At 69.3% G+C, this 23,694-nt stretch carries 21 protein-coding genes, 1 pseudogene and 1 riboswitch; of the genes and pseudogenes, 10 read left to right on the forward strand and 12 right to left on the reverse strand.

Annotated features, from left to right (window positions below):
• Positions 1-290 (forward strand): annotated as a pseudogene (locus QSG27_RS13725) (oxalate/formate MFS antiporter); the annotation flags it as partial.
• A gap of 68 nt (positions 291-358) precedes the next feature.
• Here QSG27_RS13725 and QSG27_RS13730 read toward each other — a convergent pair.
• The gene (locus tag QSG27_RS13730; RefSeq protein ID WP_306707046.1) at positions 359-544 is read right to left on the reverse strand and encodes a hypothetical protein; all 186 of its coding nucleotides are present in this window, start codon (positions 542-544) and stop codon (positions 359-361) included.
• Positions 545-733: 189 nt separating this feature from the next.
• Positions 734-846, forward strand: a riboswitch (TPP riboswitch).
• A gap of 103 nt (positions 847-949) precedes the next feature.
• On the opposite strand from QSG27_RS13730, the gene thiC reads away from it, so the two are divergent.
• Positions 950-2,791: a phosphomethylpyrimidine synthase ThiC gene (gene thiC / locus QSG27_RS13735; protein ID WP_306707048.1), complete on the forward strand. Its 1,842-nt coding sequence runs from the start codon at positions 950-952 to the stop codon at positions 2,789-2,791.
• 81 nt (positions 2,792-2,872) lie between these two features.
• Here thiC and oxlT read toward each other — a convergent pair whose 3' ends face one another.
• From oxlT to gcl, 5 genes are all read right to left on the reverse strand, one after another.
• A complete protein-coding gene (gene oxlT / locus QSG27_RS13740) occupies positions 2,873-4,171 on the reverse strand; it encodes an oxalate/formate MFS antiporter (RefSeq protein WP_306707049.1) in 1,299 nt (432 codons plus the stop codon).
• 256 nt (positions 4,172-4,427) lie between these two features.
• The gene (locus tag QSG27_RS13745) at positions 4,428-5,690 is read right to left on the reverse strand and encodes a glycerate kinase type-2 family protein (protein WP_306707050.1); all 1,263 of its coding nucleotides are present in this window, start codon (positions 5,688-5,690) and stop codon (positions 4,428-4,430) included.
• A 152-nt stretch (positions 5,691-5,842) separates the two neighbouring features.
• The gene (gene glxR, locus QSG27_RS13750) at positions 5,843-6,766 is read right to left on the reverse strand and encodes a 2-hydroxy-3-oxopropionate reductase (protein ID WP_306707051.1); all 924 of its coding nucleotides are present in this window, start codon (positions 6,764-6,766) and stop codon (positions 5,843-5,845) included.
• A gap of 19 nt (positions 6,767-6,785) precedes the next feature.
• Positions 6,786-7,583 (reverse strand): hydroxypyruvate isomerase, encoded by a 798-nt coding sequence (hyi, locus tag QSG27_RS13755; protein WP_306707052.1) that lies wholly within the window; start codon positions 7,581-7,583, stop codon positions 6,786-6,788.
• A gap of 205 nt (positions 7,584-7,788) precedes the next feature.
• Positions 7,789-9,558, reverse strand: coding sequence for a glyoxylate carboligase (gene gcl, locus QSG27_RS13760; RefSeq protein WP_306707053.1), 1,770 nt, complete (start codon positions 9,556-9,558; stop codon positions 7,789-7,791).
• 211 nt (positions 9,559-9,769) lie between these two features.
• On the opposite strand from gcl, the gene QSG27_RS13765 reads away from it, so the two are divergent.
• Positions 9,770-10,384 carry a thiamine phosphate synthase gene (locus QSG27_RS13765; protein ID WP_306707054.1) on the forward strand — a complete coding sequence of 205 codons (615 nt, stop codon included), beginning with the start codon at positions 9,770-9,772 and terminating at the stop codon, positions 10,382-10,384.
• A gap of 183 nt (positions 10,385-10,567) precedes the next feature.
• Positions 10,568-11,257, forward strand: coding sequence for a GntR family transcriptional regulator (locus QSG27_RS13770; protein ID WP_306707056.1), 690 nt, complete (start codon positions 10,568-10,570; stop codon positions 11,255-11,257).
• Between the two features lie 42 nt (positions 11,258-11,299).
• On the opposite strand, the gene pyk is transcribed toward QSG27_RS13770, so the two are convergent.
• Entirely contained in the window at positions 11,300-12,763 is a 1,464-nt protein-coding gene (pyk, locus tag QSG27_RS13775) for a pyruvate kinase (RefSeq protein ID WP_306707057.1), read from the reverse strand.
• A 185-nt stretch (positions 12,764-12,948) separates the two neighbouring features.
• Between pyk and QSG27_RS13780 the strand changes: the two genes are divergently transcribed.
• Together QSG27_RS13780 and QSG27_RS13785 are read left to right on the forward strand one after the other, a co-directional pair.
• Positions 12,949-13,701 carry an NUDIX hydrolase gene (locus tag QSG27_RS13780; RefSeq protein WP_306707058.1) on the forward strand — a complete coding sequence of 251 codons (753 nt, stop codon included), beginning with the start codon at positions 12,949-12,951 and terminating at the stop codon, positions 13,699-13,701.
• 227 nt (positions 13,702-13,928) lie between these two features.
• On the forward strand, positions 13,929-15,647 hold the full coding sequence (locus QSG27_RS13785) for a PEP/pyruvate-binding domain-containing protein (protein ID WP_306707059.1): 1,719 nt from the start codon (positions 13,929-13,931) through the stop codon (positions 15,645-15,647).
• 72 nt (positions 15,648-15,719) lie between these two features.
• Here the strand turns inward: QSG27_RS13785 and QSG27_RS13790 are convergent, their stop codons facing one another.
• Positions 15,720-16,169 (reverse strand): CBS domain-containing protein, encoded by a 450-nt coding sequence (locus tag QSG27_RS13790; protein ID WP_306707061.1) that lies wholly within the window; start codon positions 16,167-16,169, stop codon positions 15,720-15,722.
• A gap of 324 nt (positions 16,170-16,493) precedes the next feature.
• On the opposite strand from QSG27_RS13790, the gene QSG27_RS13795 reads away from it, so the two are divergent.
• The gene (locus QSG27_RS13795) at positions 16,494-17,243 is read left to right on the forward strand and encodes a sulfite exporter TauE/SafE family protein (protein ID WP_306707062.1); all 750 of its coding nucleotides are present in this window, start codon (positions 16,494-16,496) and stop codon (positions 17,241-17,243) included.
• Between the two features lie 22 nt (positions 17,244-17,265).
• On the opposite strand, the gene QSG27_RS13800 is transcribed toward QSG27_RS13795, so the two are convergent.
• Complete coding sequence (locus QSG27_RS13800; RefSeq protein WP_306707063.1) at positions 17,266-17,814, reverse strand: gamma carbonic anhydrase family protein; 549 nt, start codon at positions 17,812-17,814, stop codon at positions 17,266-17,268.
• Positions 17,815-17,941: 127 nt separating this feature from the next.
• Here QSG27_RS13800 and QSG27_RS13805 point away from each other — a divergent pair, with 127 nt between their 5' ends.
• Positions 17,942-18,172 (forward strand): FmdB family zinc ribbon protein, encoded by a 231-nt coding sequence (locus QSG27_RS13805; RefSeq protein WP_306707064.1) that lies wholly within the window; start codon positions 17,942-17,944, stop codon positions 18,170-18,172.
• A 10-nt stretch (positions 18,173-18,182) separates the two neighbouring features.
• On the opposite strand, the gene QSG27_RS13810 is transcribed toward QSG27_RS13805, so the two are convergent.
• The gene (locus tag QSG27_RS13810; protein ID WP_306707065.1) at positions 18,183-19,724 is read right to left on the reverse strand and encodes a sigma 54-interacting transcriptional regulator; all 1,542 of its coding nucleotides are present in this window, start codon (positions 19,722-19,724) and stop codon (positions 18,183-18,185) included.
• 273 nt (positions 19,725-19,997) lie between these two features.
• On the opposite strand from QSG27_RS13810, the gene QSG27_RS13815 reads away from it, so the two are divergent.
• Positions 19,998-21,308 (forward strand): D-amino acid dehydrogenase, encoded by a 1,311-nt coding sequence (locus QSG27_RS13815; RefSeq protein ID WP_306707067.1) that lies wholly within the window; start codon positions 19,998-20,000, stop codon positions 21,306-21,308.
• A gap of 20 nt (positions 21,309-21,328) precedes the next feature.
• On the opposite strand, the gene QSG27_RS13820 is transcribed toward QSG27_RS13815, so the two are convergent.
• Positions 21,329-22,060, reverse strand: a complete 732-nt coding sequence (locus tag QSG27_RS13820; protein ID WP_306707068.1) for a PRC-barrel domain-containing protein — start codon at positions 22,058-22,060, stop codon at positions 21,329-21,331.
• A gap of 129 nt (positions 22,061-22,189) precedes the next feature.
• Here QSG27_RS13820 and QSG27_RS13825 point away from each other — a divergent pair, with 129 nt between their 5' ends.
• Positions 22,190-22,762, forward strand: a complete 573-nt coding sequence (locus QSG27_RS13825; protein ID WP_306707069.1) for a type 1 glutamine amidotransferase domain-containing protein — start codon at positions 22,190-22,192, stop codon at positions 22,760-22,762.
• Between the two features lie 146 nt (positions 22,763-22,908).
• Here QSG27_RS13825 and QSG27_RS13830 read toward each other — a convergent pair whose 3' ends face one another.
• Positions 22,909-23,571: a LuxR C-terminal-related transcriptional regulator gene (locus QSG27_RS13830; protein WP_306707070.1), complete on the reverse strand. Its 663-nt coding sequence runs from the start codon at positions 23,569-23,571 to the stop codon at positions 22,909-22,911.
• Positions 23,572-23,694: the final 123 nt, after the last annotated feature.

Below are 23,694 nucleotides of genomic sequence, written 5' to 3' on the forward strand. Positions count from 1 at the left end.
TCAGCGCGACCTCGGCGGACACCTTCGGCACCAAGCATGCGGCGAAGATCTACGGCGTGCTGTACTGCGCCAAGGGCGTCGCGGCCCTCCTGGTCCCGCTGGGCAACCTGCTGATGGAGGCCACCGGCACCTGGGCGACCGTGCTCTACATCTGCGCCACCATGGACCTCATCGCGGCCTTCTGCGCCATCGCGGTCCTGCGGCCCATGCTGCGCAAGCACCATGCCCGCAACGCCGAACTCGCCGCCCAGCAGGGCGCGGGTGGGCTGGCGGTGCAGACCGGTCACTGAGCGGCACGTCACAGACAGCTCGTTTCCCGGATGGAGGCCGCCGCGCGCACCCCGCGCGGCGGCCTTTCTCATTCCAGGAAGAAGGGGCGGTTGTGGCCCTCGCCGGACTGGTTGAACCGCTCCGACGACCAGAGGCCGTCCGGCTCCTCGTCCTGCCCGACGTCCGAACCCTCGTCGTTCCGCAGCATCAGCGTCAGCGCGTGGCCCATCAGGCCGGCCAGGGCGACGAAGGCGATCGTCTGGGGATCGATCATGGGACGGACTCCGGAAAAGGTCGGGGGGACGTTTGTTATGTTGTGGTGCAGCATAGCGGCTCCGCTCAGGCTGCGCAATAGAATTTTGTATACCAGATAACGGATACCAAGAATGCCGGATTTTCATCGGGCGCTCCCGATTTCCGGTGAATCGGCGTTGACGTGGGTGGGGCGGATCGTTCAGCATGACGACGTTCCAAGGGGAGCCCCATAGCACGGGGCTGAGATGATGCCGTAAGGCGCCGAACCCTTTGAACCTGATCCGGGTCGTACCGGCGTAGGGACAGGAACAAACGGGCCAAGGTCGCGCGCACTCCCCGTATGGGAACCGCTCCTGTCGTCCGTTCTGCCGCTCCGTCACACCCGGATCTCCAACGATCCTATGTGCGATGGAGATCCAAGCAGATGCCCGATTCTCTTCCCCCCGCCCCGAAGGGCGCCCCGCCGTCCGGCGATTTCTCGGTGACGACCGGCCCGCTGCCGTCGTCCGGCAAGGTTTACGTGGCCGGGGAGCGTTTCCCCGACCTGCGCGTGGCCATGCGCGACATCCATGTCGGCGGCGGGGAGCCGCCGGTGCGGGTCTACGACACTTCCGGTCCCTACAGCGATCCCGCCGTGCAGACCGACATCCGCCGCGGCCTGCCGGAGCTGCGCCGCGCCTGGATCGAGGCGCGCGGCGACGTGGAGGCCTATGAGGGCCGCGCGGTCCGTCCGGAGGACGACGGGCTGCGCGCCGGGGAGACCCGCGCCGTTCCCGTCTTCGACCGCGCCGGGCGCCGTCCGCTGCGCGGCAAGCCGGGCCGGGCGGTCACGCAGATGGCCTACGCCCGCGCCGGCATCGTCACGCCGGAGATGGAATACGTCGCCGTCCGCGAGAATCTGGGCCGGAAGCGCTTGGCCGAGGCGGCGGCGCGGGACGGCCACGACTTCGGCGCCTCCATCCCCGACCATGTGACCCCGGAGTTCGTCCGCGACGAGGTGGCGCGCGGGCGGGCGATCATCGCGGCCAACATCAACCACCCCGAATCGGAGCCGATGATCATCGGCCGCAACTTCCTCACAAAGATCAACGCGAACATCGGCAACTCCGCCGTCGCGTCCTCGGTGGGGGAGGAGGTGGACAAGATGGTCTGGTCGATCCGCTGGGGCGCCGACACCGTCATGGATCTGTCCACGGGCCGCAACATCCACACCACCCGCGAATGGATCCTGCGCAACAGCCCGGTCCCCATCGGCACCGTGCCGATCTATCAGGCGCTGGAGAAGGTCAACGGCAAGGCCGAGGATCTGACCTGGGAGATCTTCCGCGACACGCTGATCGAGCAGGCGGAGCAGGGGGTGGACTATTTCACCATCCACGCCGGCATCCGTCTGGCGCACATCCCGCTGACCGCCAAGCGCACCACCGGCATCGTGTCGCGCGGCGGCTCGATCATGGCGAAATGGTGCCTGTCGCATCACCGCGAGAGCTTCCTCTACGAGCGGTTCGAGGAGATCTGCGAGATCATGAAGGCGTACGACGTCGCCTTCTCGCTGGGCGACGGGCTGCGTCCGGGCTCCATCGCCGACGCCAACGACGCCGCCCAGTTCGCGGAGCTGGAGACTCTGGGCGAGCTGACCAAGATCGCCTGGAAGCACGACGTGCAGGTGATGATCGAAGGGCCGGGCCATGTGCCCATGCACAAGATCAAGGCCAACGTGGACAAGCAGCTCGCGCTCTGCGGGGAAGCGCCCTTCTACACGCTGGGGCCGCTGACCACGGACATCGCTCCGGGCTACGACCACATCACCAGCGCCATCGGCGCCGCCATGATCGGCTGGTTCGGCACGGCGATGCTCTGCTACGTCACGCCGAAGGAGCATCTGGGCCTGCCGGACCGCGACGACGTGAAGGTGGGGGTGGTCACCTACAAGATCGCCGCCCACGCCGCCGACCTCGCCAAGGGCCATCCCGGCGCCCAGGAGCGGGACGACGCCCTGTCGCGCGCCCGCTTCGAGTTCCGCTGGCGCGACCAGTTCCACCTGTCGCTGGACCCGGAGACGGCGGAGCGCTTCCATGACCAGACCCTGCCGGCGGAGGGGGCCAAGGTCGCGCATTTCTGCTCGATGTGCGGGCCGAAGTTCTGCTCGATGAAGATCACGCAGGAGGTGCGGGACTACGCCAACTCCGGCATGGCCGAGATGTCGGAGAGCTTCCGCGCCAAGGGCGGGGAAATCTATCTGGAGGAGGGGCAGGCGGCGGAGTAACGCCCGAATCGAAAAGGGGACGCCCTTGCGGGCGCCCCCTCGCTTCGGCTCCTTCCCCGGCGGGGGGAGGGGAAGAGAGCGTCAGGACGTGGCCGTCACGCTCCGCCCGCTGTGCGTGCCCAGCGACTCCGCTGCCATGCGGGTCCGCATCGGGCGCAGCACGAACAGGGCGAGCACGGCGGCCAGGGCGTTGACCCCGGCGGCCACCAGGAAGACCGCGTGCCAGCTTCCCGTTGCGTCGGCGATGATGTTGGCGAACGGGATCAGCAGGGCCGCCGTGCCCTTGGCGGTGTAGAGCAGGCCGGCGTTGCTCGCCGCGTACTTCGATCCGAAGGTGTCGGCGCAGCAGGCCGGGAACAGGCTGTAGATCTCGCCCCAGGCGAAGAAGACCAGCCCGGTCAGCAGGACGAAGGCCACCGGGTCGCGGCCATAGAGGCTGAGCGCGACGATGCCCACCGCCTCGATCGCGAAGGCGATGAACATGGTGTTCTCGCGCCCGATGTGGTCGGACACCCAGCCGAAGAAGGGGCGCGTCAGCCCGTTCAGCACCCGGTCGATCGACAAGGCGAAGGTCAGGGCAGGCAGCGTCAGGCCGAGAATGCTGACCGGCGCGTGGGCCAGCCCGAAATCCTGCGCGATGGGGCCGAGCTGCGCCGTCGCCATCAGCCCGCCGCCGGCCACCATCACGAACATGGCGTACATGACCCAGAAGACCGGGGTGCGCACCATCTGGTTCGGCGTGTACTGCCGTTGCGCGGGCGGGGCGGCGAAACCGCCGCGGGCGAGCGGAGCGGAGGGCGGGGCGACCAGCAGCCAGGCGAGCGCGAAGACCACCAGCCCCTGGCCCAGCCCGAAGGCCAGGAAGGTGGCCTCGTATCCCGAGGTCTCGATCATCGTGGCGATGGGCACCACCGTCAGGGCGGAGCCGGCGCCGAAGCCCGCCGCGGTGATCCCGGCGGCCAGCCCGCGCCGGTCGGGGAACCATTTCAGCGCGTTGCCCACGCAGGTGCCATAGACCGCCCCCGCCCCGATGCCGCCGATGGCCGCCGCGACGTAGAGCAGCAGCAACGAATCCGCCATCGCGTTCAAGGCCCAGGAAGCGGCGCAGAGCACGGAGCCGAACAGCACGACGACCCGCGGGCCGAAGCGGTCCACGAACCAGCCCTCCACGGGCACCAGCCATGTTTCGGTGATGATGAAGATGGTGAAGGCCACCTGGATGGCCGCACGGCCCCAGCCGTGCTTGTCGTCGATGGGTTCGACGAAGAGGGTCCAGCCATACTGTAGATTGGCGATCATCGACATGCAGATGACGCCGGCAAGCAACTGCATCCAACGCCCGCCCCACGGCGAAGCGCTTCCCGCACCGGTTTGGCGCATATGGTCTCCTCCCGGATGGTCCGCTTTCTCGTTCTTGTCCTGGCGCGTGCGGGGTGCGTTCGAGGCCCGGCCGCTTCGCTTTATCCTTCGAACGGGGCAATCCGGCCGCGTGCCATTGGCATGCCAGACGCCATATTCGTGATGCCTTGACGGTGAGTGTGGCGGAAAATCCGTGGAGTCAGCAACCTGTTTCGGCGGACAGGTGCCGTTTAGGCCATCAGTGATATATCAGGATGACCCAAACGGCACCCGCTACCTACAGGATCAGCACCGCGCGGAAATCGTTGACGTTGGTCAGGGTCGGCCCGGTCACCAGAAGGTCGCCGAGCGCGCTGAAGAAGCTGTAGCCGTCGTTGTCGGCCAGCCGCTCCTTGGCGTTGACGCCCGCGGCGGCGGCGCGGGCCAGCGTGTCGGGGGCGAGCAGGGCGCCCGCGTTGTCCTCCGTCCCGTCGATGCCGTCGGTGTCGGCGGCCAGCGCGTGCACGCCCGCCATCCCGTCCAGCGCCACGGTCAGCGCCAGCAGGAATTCGGCGTTGCGCCCGCCGCGGCCCTTGCCGCGAACGGTGACCGTGGTCTCGCCGCCGGACAGCAGGACGCAGGGCTTGGCCGCGGGCTGGTCGTGTTCCACGATCTGGCGGGCGATGCCGGCATGGACCAGCGCCACCTCGCGGGACTCGCCCTCCAGCGCGTTGCCCAGGATCACCGGGGTGACGCCGGCCTTGCGGGCGACCTCCGCCGCGCGCTCCAGGGCCATCTGCGGGGTGGCGACCAGGATCGTGCTGACGCGCTCCAGCCGCGGGTCGCCGGGCTTCGGGCTCTCGTCGCGCCCGGCCAGCAGATGGTCCATGACCGGCTGCGGCGGGGTGATGCCGTACTTGTCCAGCACGGCCAGGGCGTCGGCGTAGCTGGTCGGGTCCGGCACGGTGGGGCCGGAGGCGATTACCGACAGGTCGTCGCCCGGCACGTCGGAGATGACCAGCGAGACCACACGCGCCCTGGTCGCCGCGGCCAGCCGCCCGCCCTTGATGGCGGACAGGTGCTTGCGCACGCAGTTCATCTCCGTGATGTTCGCGCCGGAGCGGAGCAGCGCCTTGGACACCGCCTGCTTGTCGGCCATGGAGATGCCGGGGGCGGGCAGGGCCAGCAGGGCGGAGCCGCCACCGGAAATCAGGCAGAGCATCAGGTCGTCGGGGCCGAGCGAGGCGGCGATGTCCAGGATGCGCTTTGCCCCCTGCTGCCCGGCCTCGTCGGGGACGGGATGCGACGCCTCGACCACCTCGATCCGCTCGCAGGGCACGTTGTGGCCGTAGCGGGTGACGACCAGCCCGGACAGCGGGCCTTTCCAATGGTCCTCCACCGCCTTCGCCATGGAGGCCGCGGCCTTGCCGGCGCCGACGACGACCGTCCGGCCCTTCGGCGGTTCCGGAAGATGCGGCGGCACGCACAGCGCCGGCTGCGCCGAGGCGACGGCGGCGCGGAACATGTCGGTCAGAAGCGCGCGGGGATCGGTGGTCGTCATGGTTCGGTCTGGTCCCTTCCCTGAGCCGCGCCGTTGGTCGGCGCCGGTCCTCATGTCCTGGGAATGCTAACGGTTTTGGCGCAGGGGGCAATGGGGTGGGCGCCTACTCCATACCCCCTCTCACCAGCGGGGAGAGGGGGTATGGAAAGCCCTCACTCCGCGGGTTCGGTCACGCGGTGGTTCTGGCCGATCTCGTGGTTGGCGAGCAGTTCCAGCGCGCGGACCATGCCGGAATGGTCCCACGCCTTGCCGCCCTGGGCGGCGCAGGCGTTGAACAGCTCCTGGCAGGTCGCCGTGTTCGGCAGCGACACGCCCAGCGCCCGGGCGCCGGACAGAGCGAGGTTCAGGTCCTTCTGGTGCAGTTCGATGCGGAAGCCCGGATCGAAGGTGCGCTTCACCATGCGCTCGCCATGCACCTCCAGGATGCGGGAGGAGGCGAAGCCGCCCATCAGGGCCTGACGGACCTTCGCCGGGTCGGCGCCGGCCTTGGACGCGAACAGCAGCGCCTCGCCCACCGCCTCGATGGTCAAGGCGACGACGATCTGGTTGGCGACCTTCGTCGTCTGGCCGTCGCCGTTGCCGCCGACCAGCGTGATGTTCTTGCCCATCTTTTCGAACAGCGGCTTCACCGTCTCGAACGCCTTCTCCGGCCCGCCGACCATGATGGTCAGCGAGGCGGCCTTGGCCCCGACCTCGCCGCCCGACACCGGGGCGTCGAGATAATCGCAGCCGAGTTCGTTGATGCGCTGGGCGAAAGCCTTCGTCTCGATCGGGGAGATCGAGGACATGTCCACAACGATCTTGCCGGCGGACAGGCCCTCGGCGACGCCGTTCGGGCCGAACAGGGCGGCCTGCACATGGGGCGTGTCGGGGACCATGGTGAAGACGATGTCGGCCTTCTGCGCCACCTCGCGGCTGGAACCGCAGGCGGTGGCGCCCTTGGCGAGCAGGTCTTCCGGGGCCGGGTTGATGTCGTAGACGAACAGGGTGTGGCCGGCGTCGGCCAGATGACCGGCCATGGGGCGGCCCATGATGCCGAGACCGATGAATCCAACGTTCATGGCTTGTGTCCTCAAATTGGGTCGGGCGTTCGAATCAGGCGGCGACGGTTTCGCCGGGGGTGGCGGCGCGCAGCCAGCCCAGCCCTTCGCTGGTCCCCTTGGCCGGCTTGTACTCGCAGCCGACCCAGCCGCCGTAGCCGAGCCGGTCGAGCGCCGCGAAGACGAAGGGGTAATTGATCTCGCCGGTGCCGGGCTCGTTGCGGCCCGGATTGTCGGCGATCTGGACATGCGCGATCTTCGGCAGCAGGCGCTGGATGGTTGGGACGAGGTCGCCCTCCATGATCTGCATGTGGTAGACGTCGTATTGGATGAAGAGGTTGTCGGAGCCGACGGCTTCCAGAATCCGTTCCGCCTGGGCGGTGTTGGTCAGGTAGAAGCCCGGAATGTCGCGGGTGTTGATCGGCTCGATCAGGAAGCGGATGCCGGCCTCCTTCAGCGCCTTGGCGGCGAAGGACAGGTTGTCCAAGAAAGTGCGCTCCAGCGCGTCCGCCGCCACGCCCGCCGGGGCCTTGCCGGCGAGGCAGTTGATCTGCTTGCAGCCCAGCGCCGTGGCGTACTCGATGGCGCGGCCCACCCCGTCCTGGAACTCGCCCACGCGGTCCGGCAGAACGGCGATGCCGCGCTCGCCCGCGTCCCAGTCGCCCGCCGGCAGGTTGTGCAGGACCTGCGTCAGCCGGTTGGCGGCCAGCCGCTCGGCCAGCGCCTCCTTCTCGAAGGGGTAGGGGAACAGATACTCGACCCCGGTGAAGCCGTCCCTGGCCGCCGCGGCGAAGCGGTCGAGGAAGGGCAGCTCGTTGTAGAGCATCGTCAGGTTGGCGGCGAACTTGGGCATGTCTCTCTCCCGGATGTTCGTGTCGGGTTTGGCCGTTGGCGTCAGGATCGGAGGGCGGTGGCGGAGGCGTCAACGCGGGGGTGACGCTTTTTCACCCTGCGGAACTGTGGATCTGGTGAGGCCGTTTGCCCCCTCCCTGACCCTCCCCTGCGGAGCGGGGGAGGGGGGGCCCACGAAGTGGGGAGGGGGGCACGCCGTGCGCCGATCAGACCCGAACCAGTTCCGGCTCGTCCGCGGGCACGTCCAGCACCTCCTCGAACTCGGTGATGTTGTTGATCTCCGTGCCCATGGCGATGTTGGTGACGCGCTCCAGGATGACTTCCACGACCACCGGGACCTGGAACTCGTCCATCCAGGCTTGCGCCTGCGCGAAGGCGGATTGCAGGTTGTCCGGGTCGGTGACGCGGATGGCCTTGCAGCCCAGCCCTTCGGCCACCGCGACGTGGTCCACGCCGTAGACGCCGATTTCCGGGGCGTTGATGTTCTCGAAGGAGAGCTGGACCTGGAAGTCCATCTGGAAGGCGCGCTGCGCCTGCCGGATCAGCCCGAGATAGCTGTTGTTCACCAGGACGTGGATGTAGGGCAGCTTGAACTGCGCGCCCACCGCCAGCTCCTCGATCAGGAACTGGAAGTCGTAGTCGCCGGACAGCGCCACGATCTTGCGCTTGGGGTCGGCCACCCGCACGCCCAGCGCCGCCGGCAGCGTCCAGCCGAGCGGGCCGGCCTGGCCGCAGTTGATCCAATGGCGCGGCTTGTAAACGTGCAGGAACTGCGCGCCGGCGATCTGCGACAGGCCGATGGTCGAGACGTAGCAGACGTCCTCGCCGAAGGCGCTGTTCATCTCCTGGTAGACGCGCTGCGGCTTGATCGGCACGTTGGCGAAGTCGGACTTGCGCAGCATGGAGCGCTTGCGGATCTGGCAGGTCTTCACCCACTCCGACCAGTCGCGCAGCTTGCCGGCGGCTTTCCACTCCCGCGCCACCTCGATGAAGAGGTCGAGCGCCGCCCCGGCGTCGGACACGATGCCCAGGTCCGGCGCGAAGACGCGGCCGATCTGGGTCGGTTCGATGTCCACATGCACGAACTTGCGGCCCTTGGTGTAGACGTCCACCGAACCGGTGTGGCGGTTGGCCCAGCGGTTGCCGATGCCCAGCACGAAGTCGGACGCCAGCATGGCCGCGTTGCCGTAGCGGTGGGCGGTCTGGAGACCGACCATGCCGGCCATCAGCGGGTGGTCGTCCGGAATGGCGCCCCAGCCCATCAGGGTCGGGATGACCGGCAGGCCGGCGATCTCGGCGAACTCGACCAGACGGTCGCTGGCGTCGGCGTTGATGATGCCGCCGCCGGCCACCAGCAGCGGACGCTCCGCCGCGTTCAGCATGGCCAGCGCCTTCTCCACCTGGGCGCGGGTCGCCGCCGGCTTGTAGGTGGGCAGGGGCTGGTAGGCGTCGGGATCGAACTCGATCTCGGCCATCTGCACGTCGATCGGCAGGTCGAGCAGAACCGGGCCGGGCCGGCCGGAGCGCATCAGGTGGAACGCCTGCTGGAAGGCGTAGGGGACCTGCCCCGGCTCCAGCACGGTGACCGCCCACTTGGCGACCGGCTTGGCGATGGACGGGATGTCCACGGCCTGGAAATCCTCCTTGTGCAGGCGGGCGCGCGGCGCCTGTCCGGTGATGCACAGGATCGGAATGGAGTCGGCGGAGGCCGAATAAAGGCCAGTGATCATGTCCGTGCCCGCGGGGCCGGAGGTGCCGATGCACACGCCGATGTTGCCGGCCTTGGCGCGCGTGTAGCCTTCGGCCATATGCGACGCGCCTTCGACATGGCGCGCAAGAACGTGGCCGATGCGGCCGTTGCGTTGCAGCGCCGCGTAGAACGGATTGATGGCCGCTCCGGGGACGCCAAAGCAAACGGACACGCCTTCCTTTTCCAGGACGTGCACCGCCGCTTCAATCGCCATCATCCTAGCCATGGCTTGGTCTCCTCCCTCGCGTAACGGGTCGCGGTTGCGTTGGGTTGAGCTTTCGTCAGCCGGGCGGCTATTGGCAAACCGTTGGCGAATCCTTTCCGCTTGATGGAAAACGCGCCGAACGGGGCAGTCCCTGCGGCGGGGTGTGCGATTATGCTGCGTGTGCGATTATGCTGCACTTGCACAGTCACGATGGCGCTGTCATCGTCATGGCATGATGGCGATCCCGAGTCCCCGACTGCTGGCGATCACGGACCGGCGGCAGGCGGCGCAGCCCTTGCCGGACCTTGCGGCGCGTCTGTTCGCCGGGGGGCTGCGTTGGCTGTCGCTGCGCGAAAGGGATCTGGACGAATCCCGGCAGGTGGCGCTGGCCCGCGCGCTGGTGGAGCGGGCGCGGCCCTGGGGGGCGCTGGTCACCCTGCACGGCGATCCCGGTCTGGCGCTGGCCGCCGGGACGGACGGGGTGCATCTGCCGGACGGGGCCGACGTGGCGGCGGCACGGCGGCGGCTCGGCCCCGGCGCCTTGGTCGGACTTTCGGCCCACGACGCGGAGGGGATTAGCCGCGCCGAGGCGGGCGGGGCGGATTACGTCACCCTGTCCCCCGTCTTCCCGTCGCCGAGCAAGCCGGGCTATGGCCCGCCGGTGGGGATGGAGGGGCTGAGGCAGTTGGCCGCGGGCACGTCCATCCCGGTGATCGCGCTCGGCGGGGTGGAGTCGGGTAATGTCGCGGGCTGTCTGGCTGCCGGGGCCACCGGTGCGGCGGTCATGGGCGCGCTGATGCGGGCACCGGACACTCTGTCCGATTTGCTCAAGGCCCTGAAAGGCTGAAACCCCGAAAGAAAAGGGGCGGGCGGGACCGCCCATTCCTTATCGTGGTTCTGGACTTTTCAGCGCGAAATGTGCATCTGGTATCTCAAATACGAAAGCGATGCGATTCGACGCCTTCGCACGACCGGGCCGGCGCACATCGGGGTGCGTCCGGACGGCCAGCATTGAGGAACGGTGCCGACCATGAACCCTCCGCCGATCAACGTCCAGCCGCTCGACACCGGAACGACCTTCCGCAGCCAGGCGTACCACGCGTTGAAGCAAGCCATCTCGCAAATGGACATCTACGACCATAACGACGAGATCCGGCTTGAGGAGCGGCAGCTCAGCGAGTTGCTGGGCGTCAGCCGGACGCCGATCCGCGAGGCGCTGACCCTGCTGGAGCAGGAGGGATTCATCCGGCTCCAGCCGCGCCGGGGCATCTTCGTCATCCGCAAGACCAAGGCCGAGATCATCGAGATGATCCAGGTCTGGGCGGCGCTGGAGAGCATGGCCGGGCGGATGGTCGCCCAGCAGGCCACCGACGAGGACATCCGCACCCTGTGGGACCTGTTCCGCAACTTCGAGATGCGGAACCCCAAGGAGCATGTCAGCGAGTATTCCGACGCCAACATCGCCTTCCACAAGAGCATCATCCGGCTCAGCGGCTCCAAGCTGATCCAGGAGATGACCGACAACCTGTTCATCCACATCCGCGCGATCCGCAAGCTGACCATCGGCCAGGACAACCGGGCGGAGCGGTCGATCCACGACCACAAGGAAATCATCAAGGCGCTGGAACGCCGCGACGTCGATCGGGCCGAACACCTGATCCGCGACCACACGCTGGGTCTGGCGGCGCACGTCGAGAAGCATTGCGACTTCCTGGAGTGATCCCGACGCCCTTCCCCGCGGAGGGAGAAGGGCGTCGGGGGATCAGGCCGGTTCGTGGACCTTGGTCTCGGCGGTGCTGTTCAGCCCGTTGGAGGTGATGGTGACCACGCGCAGGCTGTTGGTGGTGCCGGGCGTTCCGAAGGGGACGCCCGCCGTCACGATCAGGGATTGGCCGGGTGTGCCGATCCCTTCCTGGGCGGCGACGAGGCTCGCCCGTTCCACCATTTCGGCGAAACTCTCCACGTCGGCGGTCCAGACCGGGTGCACCCCCCAGGCCAGCGAGAGCAGCCGGGCCGTTTCGCGCCGGGCGCTGAGGCCCAGGATCGGCACGGTGGGCCGTTCGCGGGAGGCGCGGCGGGCGGTTGAGCCGGTGCTGGTGAAGGTGGCGATGCCGGCGGCGGAGATGGTTTCCGCGATCTGGCGCGCCGCGGCGGACAGGGCGTCCGGGGTGGTCGCCTCCGGCCGGGGGTGCTCGGAGTCCATGATGCGGCGGTAGAGGGGATCGCGCTCCACCCGGCGGATGATGCGGTCCATCATCGCCACGGCCTCCACCGGATGCTTGCCCGACGCGGATTCCGCCGACAGCATCACGGCGTCCGACCCGTCATAGACGGCGGTCGCCACGTCGGAGGCTTCGGCGCGCGTCGGCGTCGGCTCCGTGATCATGGATTCCAGCATCTGGGTGGCGACGATCACCGGCTTGCCGGCGGCGCGGCTCATGCGGATCATGCGTTTCTGAAGGCCGGGAACGTCCTCCGGCGGCAGTTCCACGCCCAGGTCGCCGCGGGCCACCATGACGGCGTCCGACAGGGCGATGATCTCCTCCAGCCGGGGCAGGGCGGCTGGCTTTTCCACCTTGGTCATGATGTGGGCGCGGTCGCCGATCAGGGCGCGTGCCTCCAGGATGTCCTCGGGCCGCTGGACGAAACTGAGGCCGATCCAGTCCACCCCCAACGTCAGGCCGAACTGGAGGTCGCTGCGGTCCTTCTCCGACAGGGCGCTGAGCGCCAGCGTGGTGCCGGGGACATTCATGCCCTTGCGGTCGGACAGGGTGCCGCCAACCAGCACCTCGGTCTCCGCATGGTCGGGGCCGCAGCTCAGCACGCGCAGGCGCATGCGCCCGTCGTTCAGCAGAAGCTCGTGGCCCGGCTCAAGGCTGGCGAAGATCTCGGGATGCGGGACGCAGACGCGGCTGCGGTCGCCCGGCGTCGGGTCGAGGTCGAGGCGGAAGCGGTCGCCGCCGGCCAGGATCACCGCCACCTCCTGGAAGGTGCCGACGCGCAGCTTCGGACCCTGAAGGTCGAGAAGCACGCCGATGGGGCGCCCGACGGTCTCCTCCACCGCGCGGATCTGGCGGTAGCGTTCGGCGTGGTCGCGCTGCGTGCCGTGGCTGGCGTTCAGGCGGAAGACGTCCACGCCGGCCTCGGCGAGGGCGAAGATCTGGCTGTAGGTCGAACTGGCCGGCCCCAGAGTGGCGACGATCTTGGTGCTGCGGTTGCGCGGCATGGCGCTGGCCTCCTGGCAGGGCGGTGCTGGGATGGATGCTGCGGCCGGGGAGGGGGAGGGGTCAAACCGGCGCTATGGCTTTTCCACATGGCGGGAAGTCACACGGTTGGTTTGACCGCAAGGGCGGGGCGGGCGGACACTGAAGGCCCGCCACCGGACAGGACGATGCCATGAACGCGCCGGCCATGACTTCGCCCGTCGAACCGCTTCCCGCCGCCAGCCTGATCCTTCTGCGCGACGGCGTGGACGGGCTGGAGGTCTTCATGATCCAGCGCCACCGCGACCTGCGCTTCGCACCCGGCGCCACGGTCTTTCCCGGCGGGCGGCTGGACGCGGAGGACAGCGAGCTGCCCTGGCGGGACCTGTCGCTGCCGCTGAGCAACGACCTGCCGCAGCGGCTGGCCGCGATCCGCGAGGCGTTCGAGGAGTGCGGGCTTCTGCTGGCCGGCGGCACCGTGGATGCCGCCCTTTCCGACCGGCTGCGCGCCGCGACGGGCGGGACCTTCCTCGACCGGCTGCGGGCGGCGGGGCTGGACCCGGACGTGGCCGCGCTGGTGCCCTTCGCCCGCTGGATCACGCCGGAGAGCGTGTGGCGGCGCTTCGACACCCTGTTCTTCCTGGCCAAGGCCCCGGCGCGGCAGACCGCCGTGGTGGACGGGGTGGAGGCGGTCGCCGGATTCTGGGGCACACCGCGGGCCATCCTGGCCGAGGCCGAGGCGGAGCGGCTGTCGCTGGTCTTCGCCACGCGCATGAATCTGCTGCGCCTGGCCGGTTGCCGCACGGCGCGGCATGCGATGGAGGAAGCCGCGCGCTTCCACCCGCTGACGCCGATCCTTCCCCGTCCGGCGGACACGCCGGAGGGGCCGGCGCTGTGCATCCCGGACGGGCTGGGCTATCCCCTGACCCGCGTCCCGCTGGATCAAGCGCGGTTGGGCTGACGGCACCCCGAAATTCCGGCGAAAATCCCGCGCAAAATTCCACGATGCGGAATTTTCCGTGCCCTTTTGATCCGCCGAAGCGTTATCGTCTCAAATGCGACTATTTGTGCATTGCACTCCGTGCGCAAAGCGGCATTATGGGGAAATAAGATATCGGTTTAACCGAGAAAATTTTCCGTTCATGTCCACGAGGCGCCTGAAGGCCGTGCCCACGCGAGGATAGGTCGATGCTGCACCAGTCCATCATCCAAGGCTCCACCGACGCCGGCGGCTCCATCGCCGTGGGTCCGGCGGTGGTTGCCGGGCATGCGGCGCTGCCGGCTGCCGGTGGACAGCGGTGGGTCTACGCCTTCGGCGGCGGCGGTGCGGAGGGGCACGGCGGCATGGTCGCGGAACTGGGCGGCAAGGGCGCCGGTCTGGCCGAGATGGCGCGGCTGGGTGTGCCGGTGCCGCCCGGCTTCACCATCGTGGCGGAAGCCAGCCGCCGGCACCGCGCCGGGCAGAACCGTTTTCCCGCCGGGCTGACGGCCCAGGTGGAGGAGGCCCTGCTCCGGCTGGAAGCCGCCGCGGGGGGGCGCTTCGGTGGGTCGGAAAATCCGCTGCTGGTGTCGGTCCGCTCCGGCGCGCGGGCGTCGATGCCCGGCATGATGGACACCATCCTGAATCTCGGCCTGACCGACGCGACGGTGAAGGGGCTGGCCGCCCGCAGCGGCGACGCGCGCTTCGCCTACGACTGCTACCGCCGGCTGATCCAAACCTACGGCACGGTGGTGCAGGGGGTGGGCGCCCACGCCTTCGACGCGGCGCTGGACGCCTACAAGGAGGGGCGGGGGCTGGTCCGCGACGCCGACCTGAACGCCGCCGACTGGCGCGCCGTGGCCACCGCCTACCGGGACGTCATCGAGCGCGAGGCGGGGGAGCCTTTCCCGCAGGACGCGCGGGCGCAGCTTTTCGCCGCCATCGGCGCCATCTTCCGCTCCTGGGGGAACGCCCGGGCGGCGGCCTTCCGCGCGCTGCACGGCATCCCCGACGACTGGGGCACCGCGGCGACGGTGCAGTCCATGGTGTTCGGCAACCGCGGCGCCGCCTCCGGCACCGGCGTGGTCCACAGCCGCGATCCGGTGACCGGCGAGGCCGTGCTGTGCGGGGAGTTCCTGGCCGACGCCCAGGGGGAGGACATCGTGTCCGGCCTGCGCACGCCGGGGCCGCTGTCCGGCGCCGGCCCCTCCATGGAAACGGTGGCCCCCGCGGCCTTTGCCGAGCTGGGGCGCCTCGCCGACCGGCTGGAACGCCATTTCGGCGACATGCAGGAGATCGAGTTCACCGTCCAGCAGGGGCGGCTGTTCATCCTCCAGTCGCGCGCCGGCAAGCGCTCCCCGGAAGCGGGGGTGCGGATCGCCACGGAGATGGCGCTGGCCGGCATCATCACGCGGGCGGAGGCGGTGCGGCGCGCCGACCTGCCGGCTTTGGCGGACGGGCTGCGTCCCATCCCCGACCCGGACGCGCCCCGTGACGTGATCGCCAGCGGTCTGCCGGCTTCTTCCGGCGCGGCCACGGGCGCCGTCGTCTTCACCTCGGACGAGGCGGTCCGGCTGGCCGCGGAGGGGGTGGCGGTGGTGCTGTGCCGTCCGGAGACCTCCCCCCACGACGTGCATGGGATGCAGGCGGCCTGCGCCGTGGTGACCGCCCGCGGCGGAGCGACCAGCCACGCCGCCACCGTGGCCCGCGCCATGGGGCTGCCCTGCGTGACCGGCGCCCGCGCCCTGCGCGTCGATCCGGCGGCGGGCGTGATGACCGCGGGCGCGGTGACCGTGCGGGCGGGCGACCTCATCACCGTGGATGGCGGGACGGGCGAGGTGATTCTCGGCAGCGTTCCGATGATCCGCCCCGAACCGCCGGAAGCCGTGGCGACGCTGCTGCGCTGGGCCGGGAAGCTTGGTGAGTGATCCTTGAGGCCAACGGAAAAGGCCCTTCGTCCGGCGGGGCGAAGGGCCTTTTCCGTTGGAATGGCGGTGCCGTCAGTGGGTGTAGACGGGGGAGTCCTGCGCCGGGGGCTGGGGGTGGGCGACCATCTCGGTGAGCTGGAGCTTGGTGAAGTCGCGGGCGCTGACGACGCCGACCAGCGTCGAACCGTCGAGCACCGGCAGATGGCGGATGTGATGGCGGTCCATCAGCTCCAGCACATGGTGCAGGCTGTCGTCCGGCGTGCAGGTCTGCGGGGCGCGCGACATCAGCATGAAGACCGGCGTCTTGAGGACCGAGGCCCCGCGCTCCAGCAGCGCGTAGACGACGTCGCGCTCCGAGAGCATGCCGGCCACGGCGTTGCCCTCCGTCCGGCAGACGTCCTTCACCACCAGGGCGCTGATGTTCTCCGACTTCATGAGCCGGATCGCCTCCTCGATGGTTTCGCCGGAACGGACGGTGACGACGCGGGATTCCTTGGTCCGAAGAATGTCGGCGACTTTCATGGCGAGCCCTCCACCAGACAGCGGGTTGCGTGAGCACGCCCTGCACGGAGGCCCCCGCGGGGGGACCGGACGGTCGCCGGTGGGGCCGCGTCGGGCTAATCGAAGGCCGTCGGCGGCGCCTGGGCATCGGGCAGTGGCGGGCGATGGATATTTGGTATACCAGATGCCAAGACCCGTCAATAGCTAATGTAACGAACAATCAGTGATTTTGTGTTTTCCGTCCTTGAGGGTGGGGCAGGGACCTATGGCCATTGTCGGAGTGCCCGCAACCGCGTTTGGCATGCCAAATACATTGATGCGTGCGAGGGTCAGGGACGGGGTCCGATGGTTGCCATGATGCTGCTGATGCTGGCGGCTTTCGCGTCGGGTGTGCTCAACGCCGTCGCCGGGGGCGGGGCCTTCATCACCTTCCCGGCGCTGCTGTTCGCCGGGGTGCCGCCGGTCAGCGCCAACGTGTCGAGCACCGTCGCCCTGTTTCCCGGCCAGATGGCCAGCGCCTGGGCCTACCGCAACGAGATCCGGGGCGTGACGGAGGTCAGCGTCACCGCCTTCTCCGTGGTCAGCCTCGTCGGCGGCGTGGTCGGGGCCGTTCTTCTGCTGACCACGCCGGACCGCGCCTTTGCCGGGCTGGTGCCGTGGTTGCTGCTGTTCGCGACGGCGGTGTTCGCGGTGGGCAGCTTCATGCCGGCGCTGGCCGCCCGGTTGCGGCTGGGTGGGCGGTCGGTGCTGGTGGTCCAGTTCGTCATCGCCGTCTATGGCGGCTATTTCGGCGGCGGGATCGGCTTCCTGATGCTGGCGGCCCTGACGCTGTTCGGCCTGCGCGACATCCACGCCATGAACGGGCTGCGCATCCTGCTGGCCGCGCTGATGAACGGGGCCGCGGTTGCGGCCTTCTGCCTGTCGGATGCGGTGTCCTGGCCGGAAACCGCCGTCATGGCGGTCTCGGCGGTCGTCGGCGGCTATGCCGGGGCGCACGCGGCGAAGCGGGTCAGCCGCGACGTGATGAAGTGGGTGGTGGTGTCGATCGGCGTGGGGCTGACCCTGTATTTCTTCGTCAAGGGCGCCGGAGCCTGAGGGCGCCCCACGCCGCGCGGCCTCAGGGCTGGCCGGGACCGGCGATGGGGCGCAGGCCCCTGGCGTAGCTCTTCCAGCGCTCGCGGTAGACCGCGGCGGGGGCGCGCATCCGCTCGACATCCTCGTCCGACAGCGTGCGCACCACCTTGCCCGGCGCGCCGAGCACCAGGGAGCGGTCGGGGATCTCCTTGCCCTCCGCGATGAAGGCGTGGGCGCCGATCAGGCAGTCGCGCCCGATGCGGGCGCCGTTCAGCACGGTGGCGCCGATGCCGATCAGGCTGCCGTCGCCCACGGTGCAGCCGTGCAGCATCGCCAGATGGCCGACGGTCACGTTCCGCCCGATGGTCAGGGGGAAGCCCGGATCGACGTGGAGGACGGCGTTGTCCTGGACGTTGCTGCCGGCGCCGATGCTGATGCGCTCCTCCTCCGCGCGCAGAACCGCGCCCCACCAGACGGACACGTCCTCTTCCAGCAGGATGTCGCCGACCACGGTGGCGTTGGGGGCCACCCAGCAGTCGGGCGAAAGCTGCGGGGCCTTGTCGTCGAAGGCGTAGATCACCCGTTCCTCCATTCTTATCGTCGGGCTATCCTACCGCAGAAGGGTTCGGCGGGGTGCGATTGCTGCACTGCGCTATACCCATAAAAAAATTGCGTGATATGATGGGTGTACCCGGTTTCCGACCCGTGTGAGGACCCCCATGCCGCTCTATTCCTACCACTGCACGGCCTGCAACCACGACTTCGAAGCGCTGGTACGCTCGTCGGACACGCCCGTCTGCGCGTCCTGCGGGTCGGCGGCGCTGGAAAAGCTGGTGGCGCGCATCGCGCCGGACACCAAGGCCGACAAGTTCCTGAAGACCGCCCGCCGGGCCGCGGCGTCGGAGGGCCATTTCAGCAACTACAGCAAGGCGGAACGCTCGCGCATCTAGCGCGGGGCGCTCACGTCCCGTCCGGTATCCCGTATTTCCGCAGCTTGTTCGCGATCATCGTGTGCGAGGTGTGGAGCCGGGCGGCCAACTTGCGGCTGGAGGGATGGCGCGGGTAGAGGCGGCGGAGCAGGCCGCGCTCGAAGGCCGCCAGCGCGTCGTCCCAGCTTGCCGCCTCGGCGGGCTCCGCCCCGGATTCCGCCTCCATGCGCGCACCCGCCAGTTCCAGGTCGGCGGCGTCGAGATAGGCGCCGTCGCTCATCGTCACGGCGCGGAAGATGACATTCTCCAACTGGCGGACGTTGCCCGGCCAGGGGTTGGCGAGCAGGGCGGCGCTGGCCGCGACGGTCAGCCGGCAGGGCGGGCGGCGGGCCTGGGCGCAGGCGCGGGCGATGAAGTGCCGGGCCAGCAGCAGGATGTCGTCGCCGCGCTCGCGCAGCGCCGGGACCTGGAGCGACAGCACGTTCAGCCGGTAGAACAGGTCCTCGCGGAAGCTGTGGCCGGCGACCATGGCGTCCAGGTCGCGGTGGGTGGCGCTGACCACGCGCACGTCCACCGTCTGCTCCCGGTCGCCGCCGACGCGGCGGAAGCGCCCGTCGTTCAGGAAGCGCAGCAGCTTGGCCTGGAGATAGGGCGACATCTCCCCGATCTCGTCCAGAAAGACCGTGCCGCCGTGGGCCAACTCCAGCAGGCCGGGCTTGCCGCCGCGCTGCGCCCCGGTGAAGGAGCCGGGGGCGTAGCCGAACAGTTCGCTTTCCGCCAGACTTTCCGGCACGGCGGCGCAGTTCAGCGCCAGGAAGGGCTTGTCGCGGCGCGGGCTGGCGCGGTGGCAAGCGTGGGCGATCAGCTCCTTGCCGGTGCCCGTCTCGCCCAGGATCAGCAGCGGCGCGTCCACCGCCGCGACCCGTGCCGCCCGCGCCTTCAGCGAGCGGACGGGGGCGGAGTCGCCCAGGATGCGGTCGAATCCGCCCTCGTCGAAGTTCTGGAGCGCGTTCAGCCGCTCGCCGAGACGGCTCGGCGCGAAGAGGGTGACGACGCCCCCGGCGGGCCGCCCGTCCTCCACGATGGGGGTGGCGTCCAGCAGGAAGGGCTGGCCGTTCAGCGTGACCTCCTGGCCGGTGTTCAGGCGGAAGCCGTTGTCCACCAGCAGGTCCGACAATTCCGGATCGCCGAACAGGCGCCCGAAGTCGGCGCCGGTCAGGGCGGCCTCGCTGCGGCCCGCGACGGTCGCCGCGGCGGCGTTCGCCACCACGATCCGGCCCGCGCGGTCCACCGCCAGAACCGGGTCGGGCAGGGCGGCCAGCAGGGCGTCCAGATGCAGCCGCCGCCGGGTGCCCGGCAGGATGTCGATGGGGGTGACCGACTCCACGCCCAGCACGGTGCGCAGCGCGGCGTCGAGCTGGCCGAAGGACGGAACGTCCAATTCCGGCGCGTCGATGTGGATGTGCGGCGGGTCCACCTCCACCGCTACGACGTTCAGGCGCCGCTTCGCGAGCACGGCCAGAATCTCGTGGGCGATGCCGACCCGGTCGGCGAACAGGACGTCGATGCGCATGGTTTCCCCCGGTGGATGAGGCAGGGTACCACGGCCAGCGCGCCTGTAAACGAATACGTACGCCGTAACGAATGGTGTACAGTGTGGCCAATCCATTGCCGCTTATTGATTTTTCTGAGGGGAGCGTGGCGCGGCACGGACCAAGTGTAACGGATCGTGTACGGAGAGCGGTCTGGGAGAAACCACCAGCCCCAGCGTTTCCGCGGCTTCCGGCACTTGGCATCGGGTTTGCGATAGGAGGGCGAACAATTCCGTGATCTCGGGAGCCTTCACATGCGCGTCATCGTCCTCGGCAGCGGCGTCATCGGTGTCTCCACCGCCTATTTCCTGGCGAAGGCCGGTCATGAGGTGACGGTGGTGGACCGCCAGCCCGGCCCGGCGCTGGAAACCAGCTACGCCAACGCGGGCGAGGTGTCGCCGGGCTATTCCGCCCCCTGGGCGGCGCCGGGCCTGATGGCGAAGGCCGTCAAGTGGATGCTGATGAAGCATTCCCCGCTGGTGATCCGGCCCAAGCTGGACCCGGCCATGTGGTCCTGGTGCCTGAAGCTGCTGGCCAACGCCAACGAGCGCTCCTACGAGATCAACAAGGGCCGCATGGTCCGGCTGGCCGAATACAGCCGCGACTGCCTGCGCGCGCTGCGCGACGAGACCGGCATCCGCTACGACGAGCGCGCCAAGGGCACGCTCCAGGTCTTCCGCACGCAGAAGCAGGTGGACGCCGCCGCCACCGACATGGCGGTGCTGGACCGCTTCAAGGTTCCCTACAGCCTGCTGGACGTGGAGGGCTGCGCTGCGGTCGAGCCGGCGCTGCGGCTGGTCAAGGAGAAGATCGTCGGCGGCCTGCTGCTGCCGGGCGACGAGACGGGCGACTGCTTCCGCTTCACCAACGCGCTGGCCGCCCTGGCGACCGAGTTGGGGGTGGAGTTCCGCTACAACACCGCCATCCGCAAGCTGGAAAGCGACGGGCGCCGCGTCACCGGCGTGGTGACCGATGCCGGCACCCTGACCGCCGACGCCTACGTCGTCGCCATGGGCAGCTACTCCCCGATGCTGGTGAAGCCCTTCGGGCTGGATCTGCCGGTCTATCCGGTGAAGGGCTACTCGCTGACCCTGCCCATCATCAACGAGGCGGGCGCCCCGCAATCCACAGTGATGGACGAAACCCACAAGATCGCGGTAACCCGCCTCGGCGACCGCATCCGCGTCGGCGGCACGGCGGAGCTGACCGGGTTCGACCTGACGCTGCGTCCGGGCCGCCGCGGTCCGCTGGACCATGTGGTCGGCGACCTGTTCCCGGCGGGCGGCGACCTGTCGAAGGCGGAGTTCTGGACCGGCCTGCGCCCGAACACGCCGGACGGCACCCCCATCGTCGGCCCGACGCCGGTGCGCAACCTGTTCCTGAACACCGGCCACGGCACGCTGGGCTGGACGATGGCCGCCGGTTCGGGCCGCGTCGTCGCCGACGCGGTCGGCGGGCGCCAGACGGAGATCGACATGGACGGCCTGACGGTGGCCCGCTATGGCCGCTCCGCCGCCGATGCGCGCCGTCCCACGGTCGGTGGCGTGGCGCGCCCGGCGGCCTGACCGGGCCGATCACTGGCTGATCATTGGCGGGCGTGGGCGCCCTGGTTCAGGCGCGCGGTGTCGAACTCCTTCATGCGCGCCGCGTCGAAGGAACCGAGCGCCTTCACCTGCTCCGCCGTCGCCTGCAACGTGACGGAGGTCAGCCCCGGCTCGACCGCCGCGGCTTTCCAGGCCACGGCGTAGGGGCCTTCGCCCTCGGGTTCGGGCGTGACCACGACGGCGCTGAGGGTGCCGTTGCGGTCGAACACCAGATCCTCCACCGTGCCGAAGAAGCCGGCCTCCGCTGCCCCCCCAGCGGTGTTGGCCGGCTGGCCGAGCAGGGCGGAGACGCGCCAGTCGCCGGGGCGGCTGCCCGCCTGTTGCTGGCGCCGGATCAGGTCCAGCGTGTCGGGGCCGGTCACCGGATAGGCCAGGATGCCCTCCACCGATCCGGGCATGAGCTGGTGCCAGGGCACGGTGAAGCGCGCCTCGCCCACGTCGAGCATGCCGCTGGCCTCGATCACCGCGCTTTCCAGCCGTCCGTCCGCACCGACGACGAGGTCGACGACCTGCCCAAGCTCCTCGCCCAGCAGGCCCTCGACCTCGGTCCCGACGATCACGCCGGCCCGCCAGCCCTGATACAGCCGGGGGTAGGACGCCTCCGCGGCCCGGCCTGTCTCGGCCGCCCGGACGGGTTGAGGAACGCCCAGGGTCAGGGACGTGGCGATGGCGAAGGCGGCAAGGATGCCCGCCGAAGTGCCGCTGTAACGCATGGGTCAGTGCTCCCGATTGTGACGCGCGGTCCGTCAAAGGGAACATGGGGGGTGCGCGGCGGTTCCGGAGGGAACTCCCCAGGGGTACGCCGGTTGCTGACCGGACAGGCCAACCGAGGAGGTGATCCCATGCCAGGAAAGCTGGACCGGAAGACCGTCGCCGTGCTGGCGACCGACGGCTTCGAGCAGGTCGAACTGACCGAGCCGGTGAAAGCGCTCCGCAACGAGGGGGCGGAGGTGCGGATCGTCGCGCCCAAGGGCGGGCAGATCCAGGGCTGGAACCATCACGACAAGGCCGACCGGGTGGATGTGGACGTCACGCTGGATCAGGCGGACCCCGACGGCTTCGACGCGCTGGTCCTGCCGGGCGGCGTCATAAACCCCGACGCGCTGCGGCTGGAGCCCAAGGCCATCGACTTCGTGCGCAGCTTCGTCCAATCGGGCAAGCCCATCGCCGCGATCTGCCACGGCCCCTGGACGCTGATCGACGCGGGTGGGGCCAAGGGCAAACGCATGACCTCCTGGCCGTCGCTGAAGACCGACCTCGGCAACGCCGGGGCGGCGTGGGAGGACAGCGAGGTGGTGACCGACCGGGGGCTGGTGACCTCGCGCAAGCCGGACGACCTGCCGGCCTTCTGCCGCAAGATGGTCGAAGAGTTCGCCGAAGGCCGGCACGGCGGCCACCGCAGCGCGGCGGAGTGAATCCCTCTCCCGCCCCGGGAGAGGGGGGCCCGAAGGGCCGGGTGAGGGGCGTGCGAGAATTCGGGCGTTGACTCCCGGCAGCACCCTCACCCTCCCATGCTGCGCATGGGTCCCTCCCTCTCCCAGGACGGGAGAGGGGCAGATCCTTAGGCCGAAACCAGCGGCGACAGCCCGTTCTGGATCGCCCAAACCGCGGCCTGGGTGCGGTTCTGGGCGTTGATCTTCCGCATCACGTTCTTGAAATGCATCTTCACGGTCGATTCCGTGATGTGCAGGTTGCGCGCGATCGCCTTGTTCGACTGTCCGGCGAGCAGGCAGCGCAGGATCTGGATCTCGCGCTTCGACAGCTCGTTGCTGGCGGGCTGGGCGCGCTCCGGCTGCGGGCGCTCGCTGTTGGCGTTGGCGATCAGCAGGCTGGCGACGTGGGTCGGATAGACGACCTCTCCCAGCATGACCAGTTGCAGGGCGCGCAGCAGGGACTCGCTCGACATCGACTTGTTCAGATAGGCGTCGGCCCCGGCCTTCAGGGACAGGGACAGGGTGCGGTCCGCGATGGCGTCGGCCAGAACGGCGATGCGGGCGCTGGTGGCGGCGCGCAGCCGCTTCACGCCGCCGGCCTCGTCGCCCGTCGCCTCGCCCAGGGCGACCACGATCAGATCGGCTTCCACCCCCTGTGCGATGGCCGCCTGGGCATCGTCCACCGTCGCGGCGTGGTGGCAGACGCGGAAGGGACCGCTGCCGATAAGCGTTCCCAGCGCCGCCGAAAACAGCCGGTCGTGATCCACGAGCATGACGTTCCAAGGTCTCATCGAAACTCCTCCGTGACGCCACCCGTGACGAGCAGCGCACAACGCCAAACGTTGTCCGTTTTCGCCTGGGAAAAAGAAAAAAAGCCGCCTTTATTGTATCGAAAAAGCGTGCTTTACGCTGGT

The organism is Azospirillum isscasi (assembly GCF_030849505.1).
GTDB classification, from domain to species: Bacteria; Pseudomonadota; Alphaproteobacteria; order Azospirillales; family Azospirillaceae; genus Azospirillum; species Azospirillum isscasi.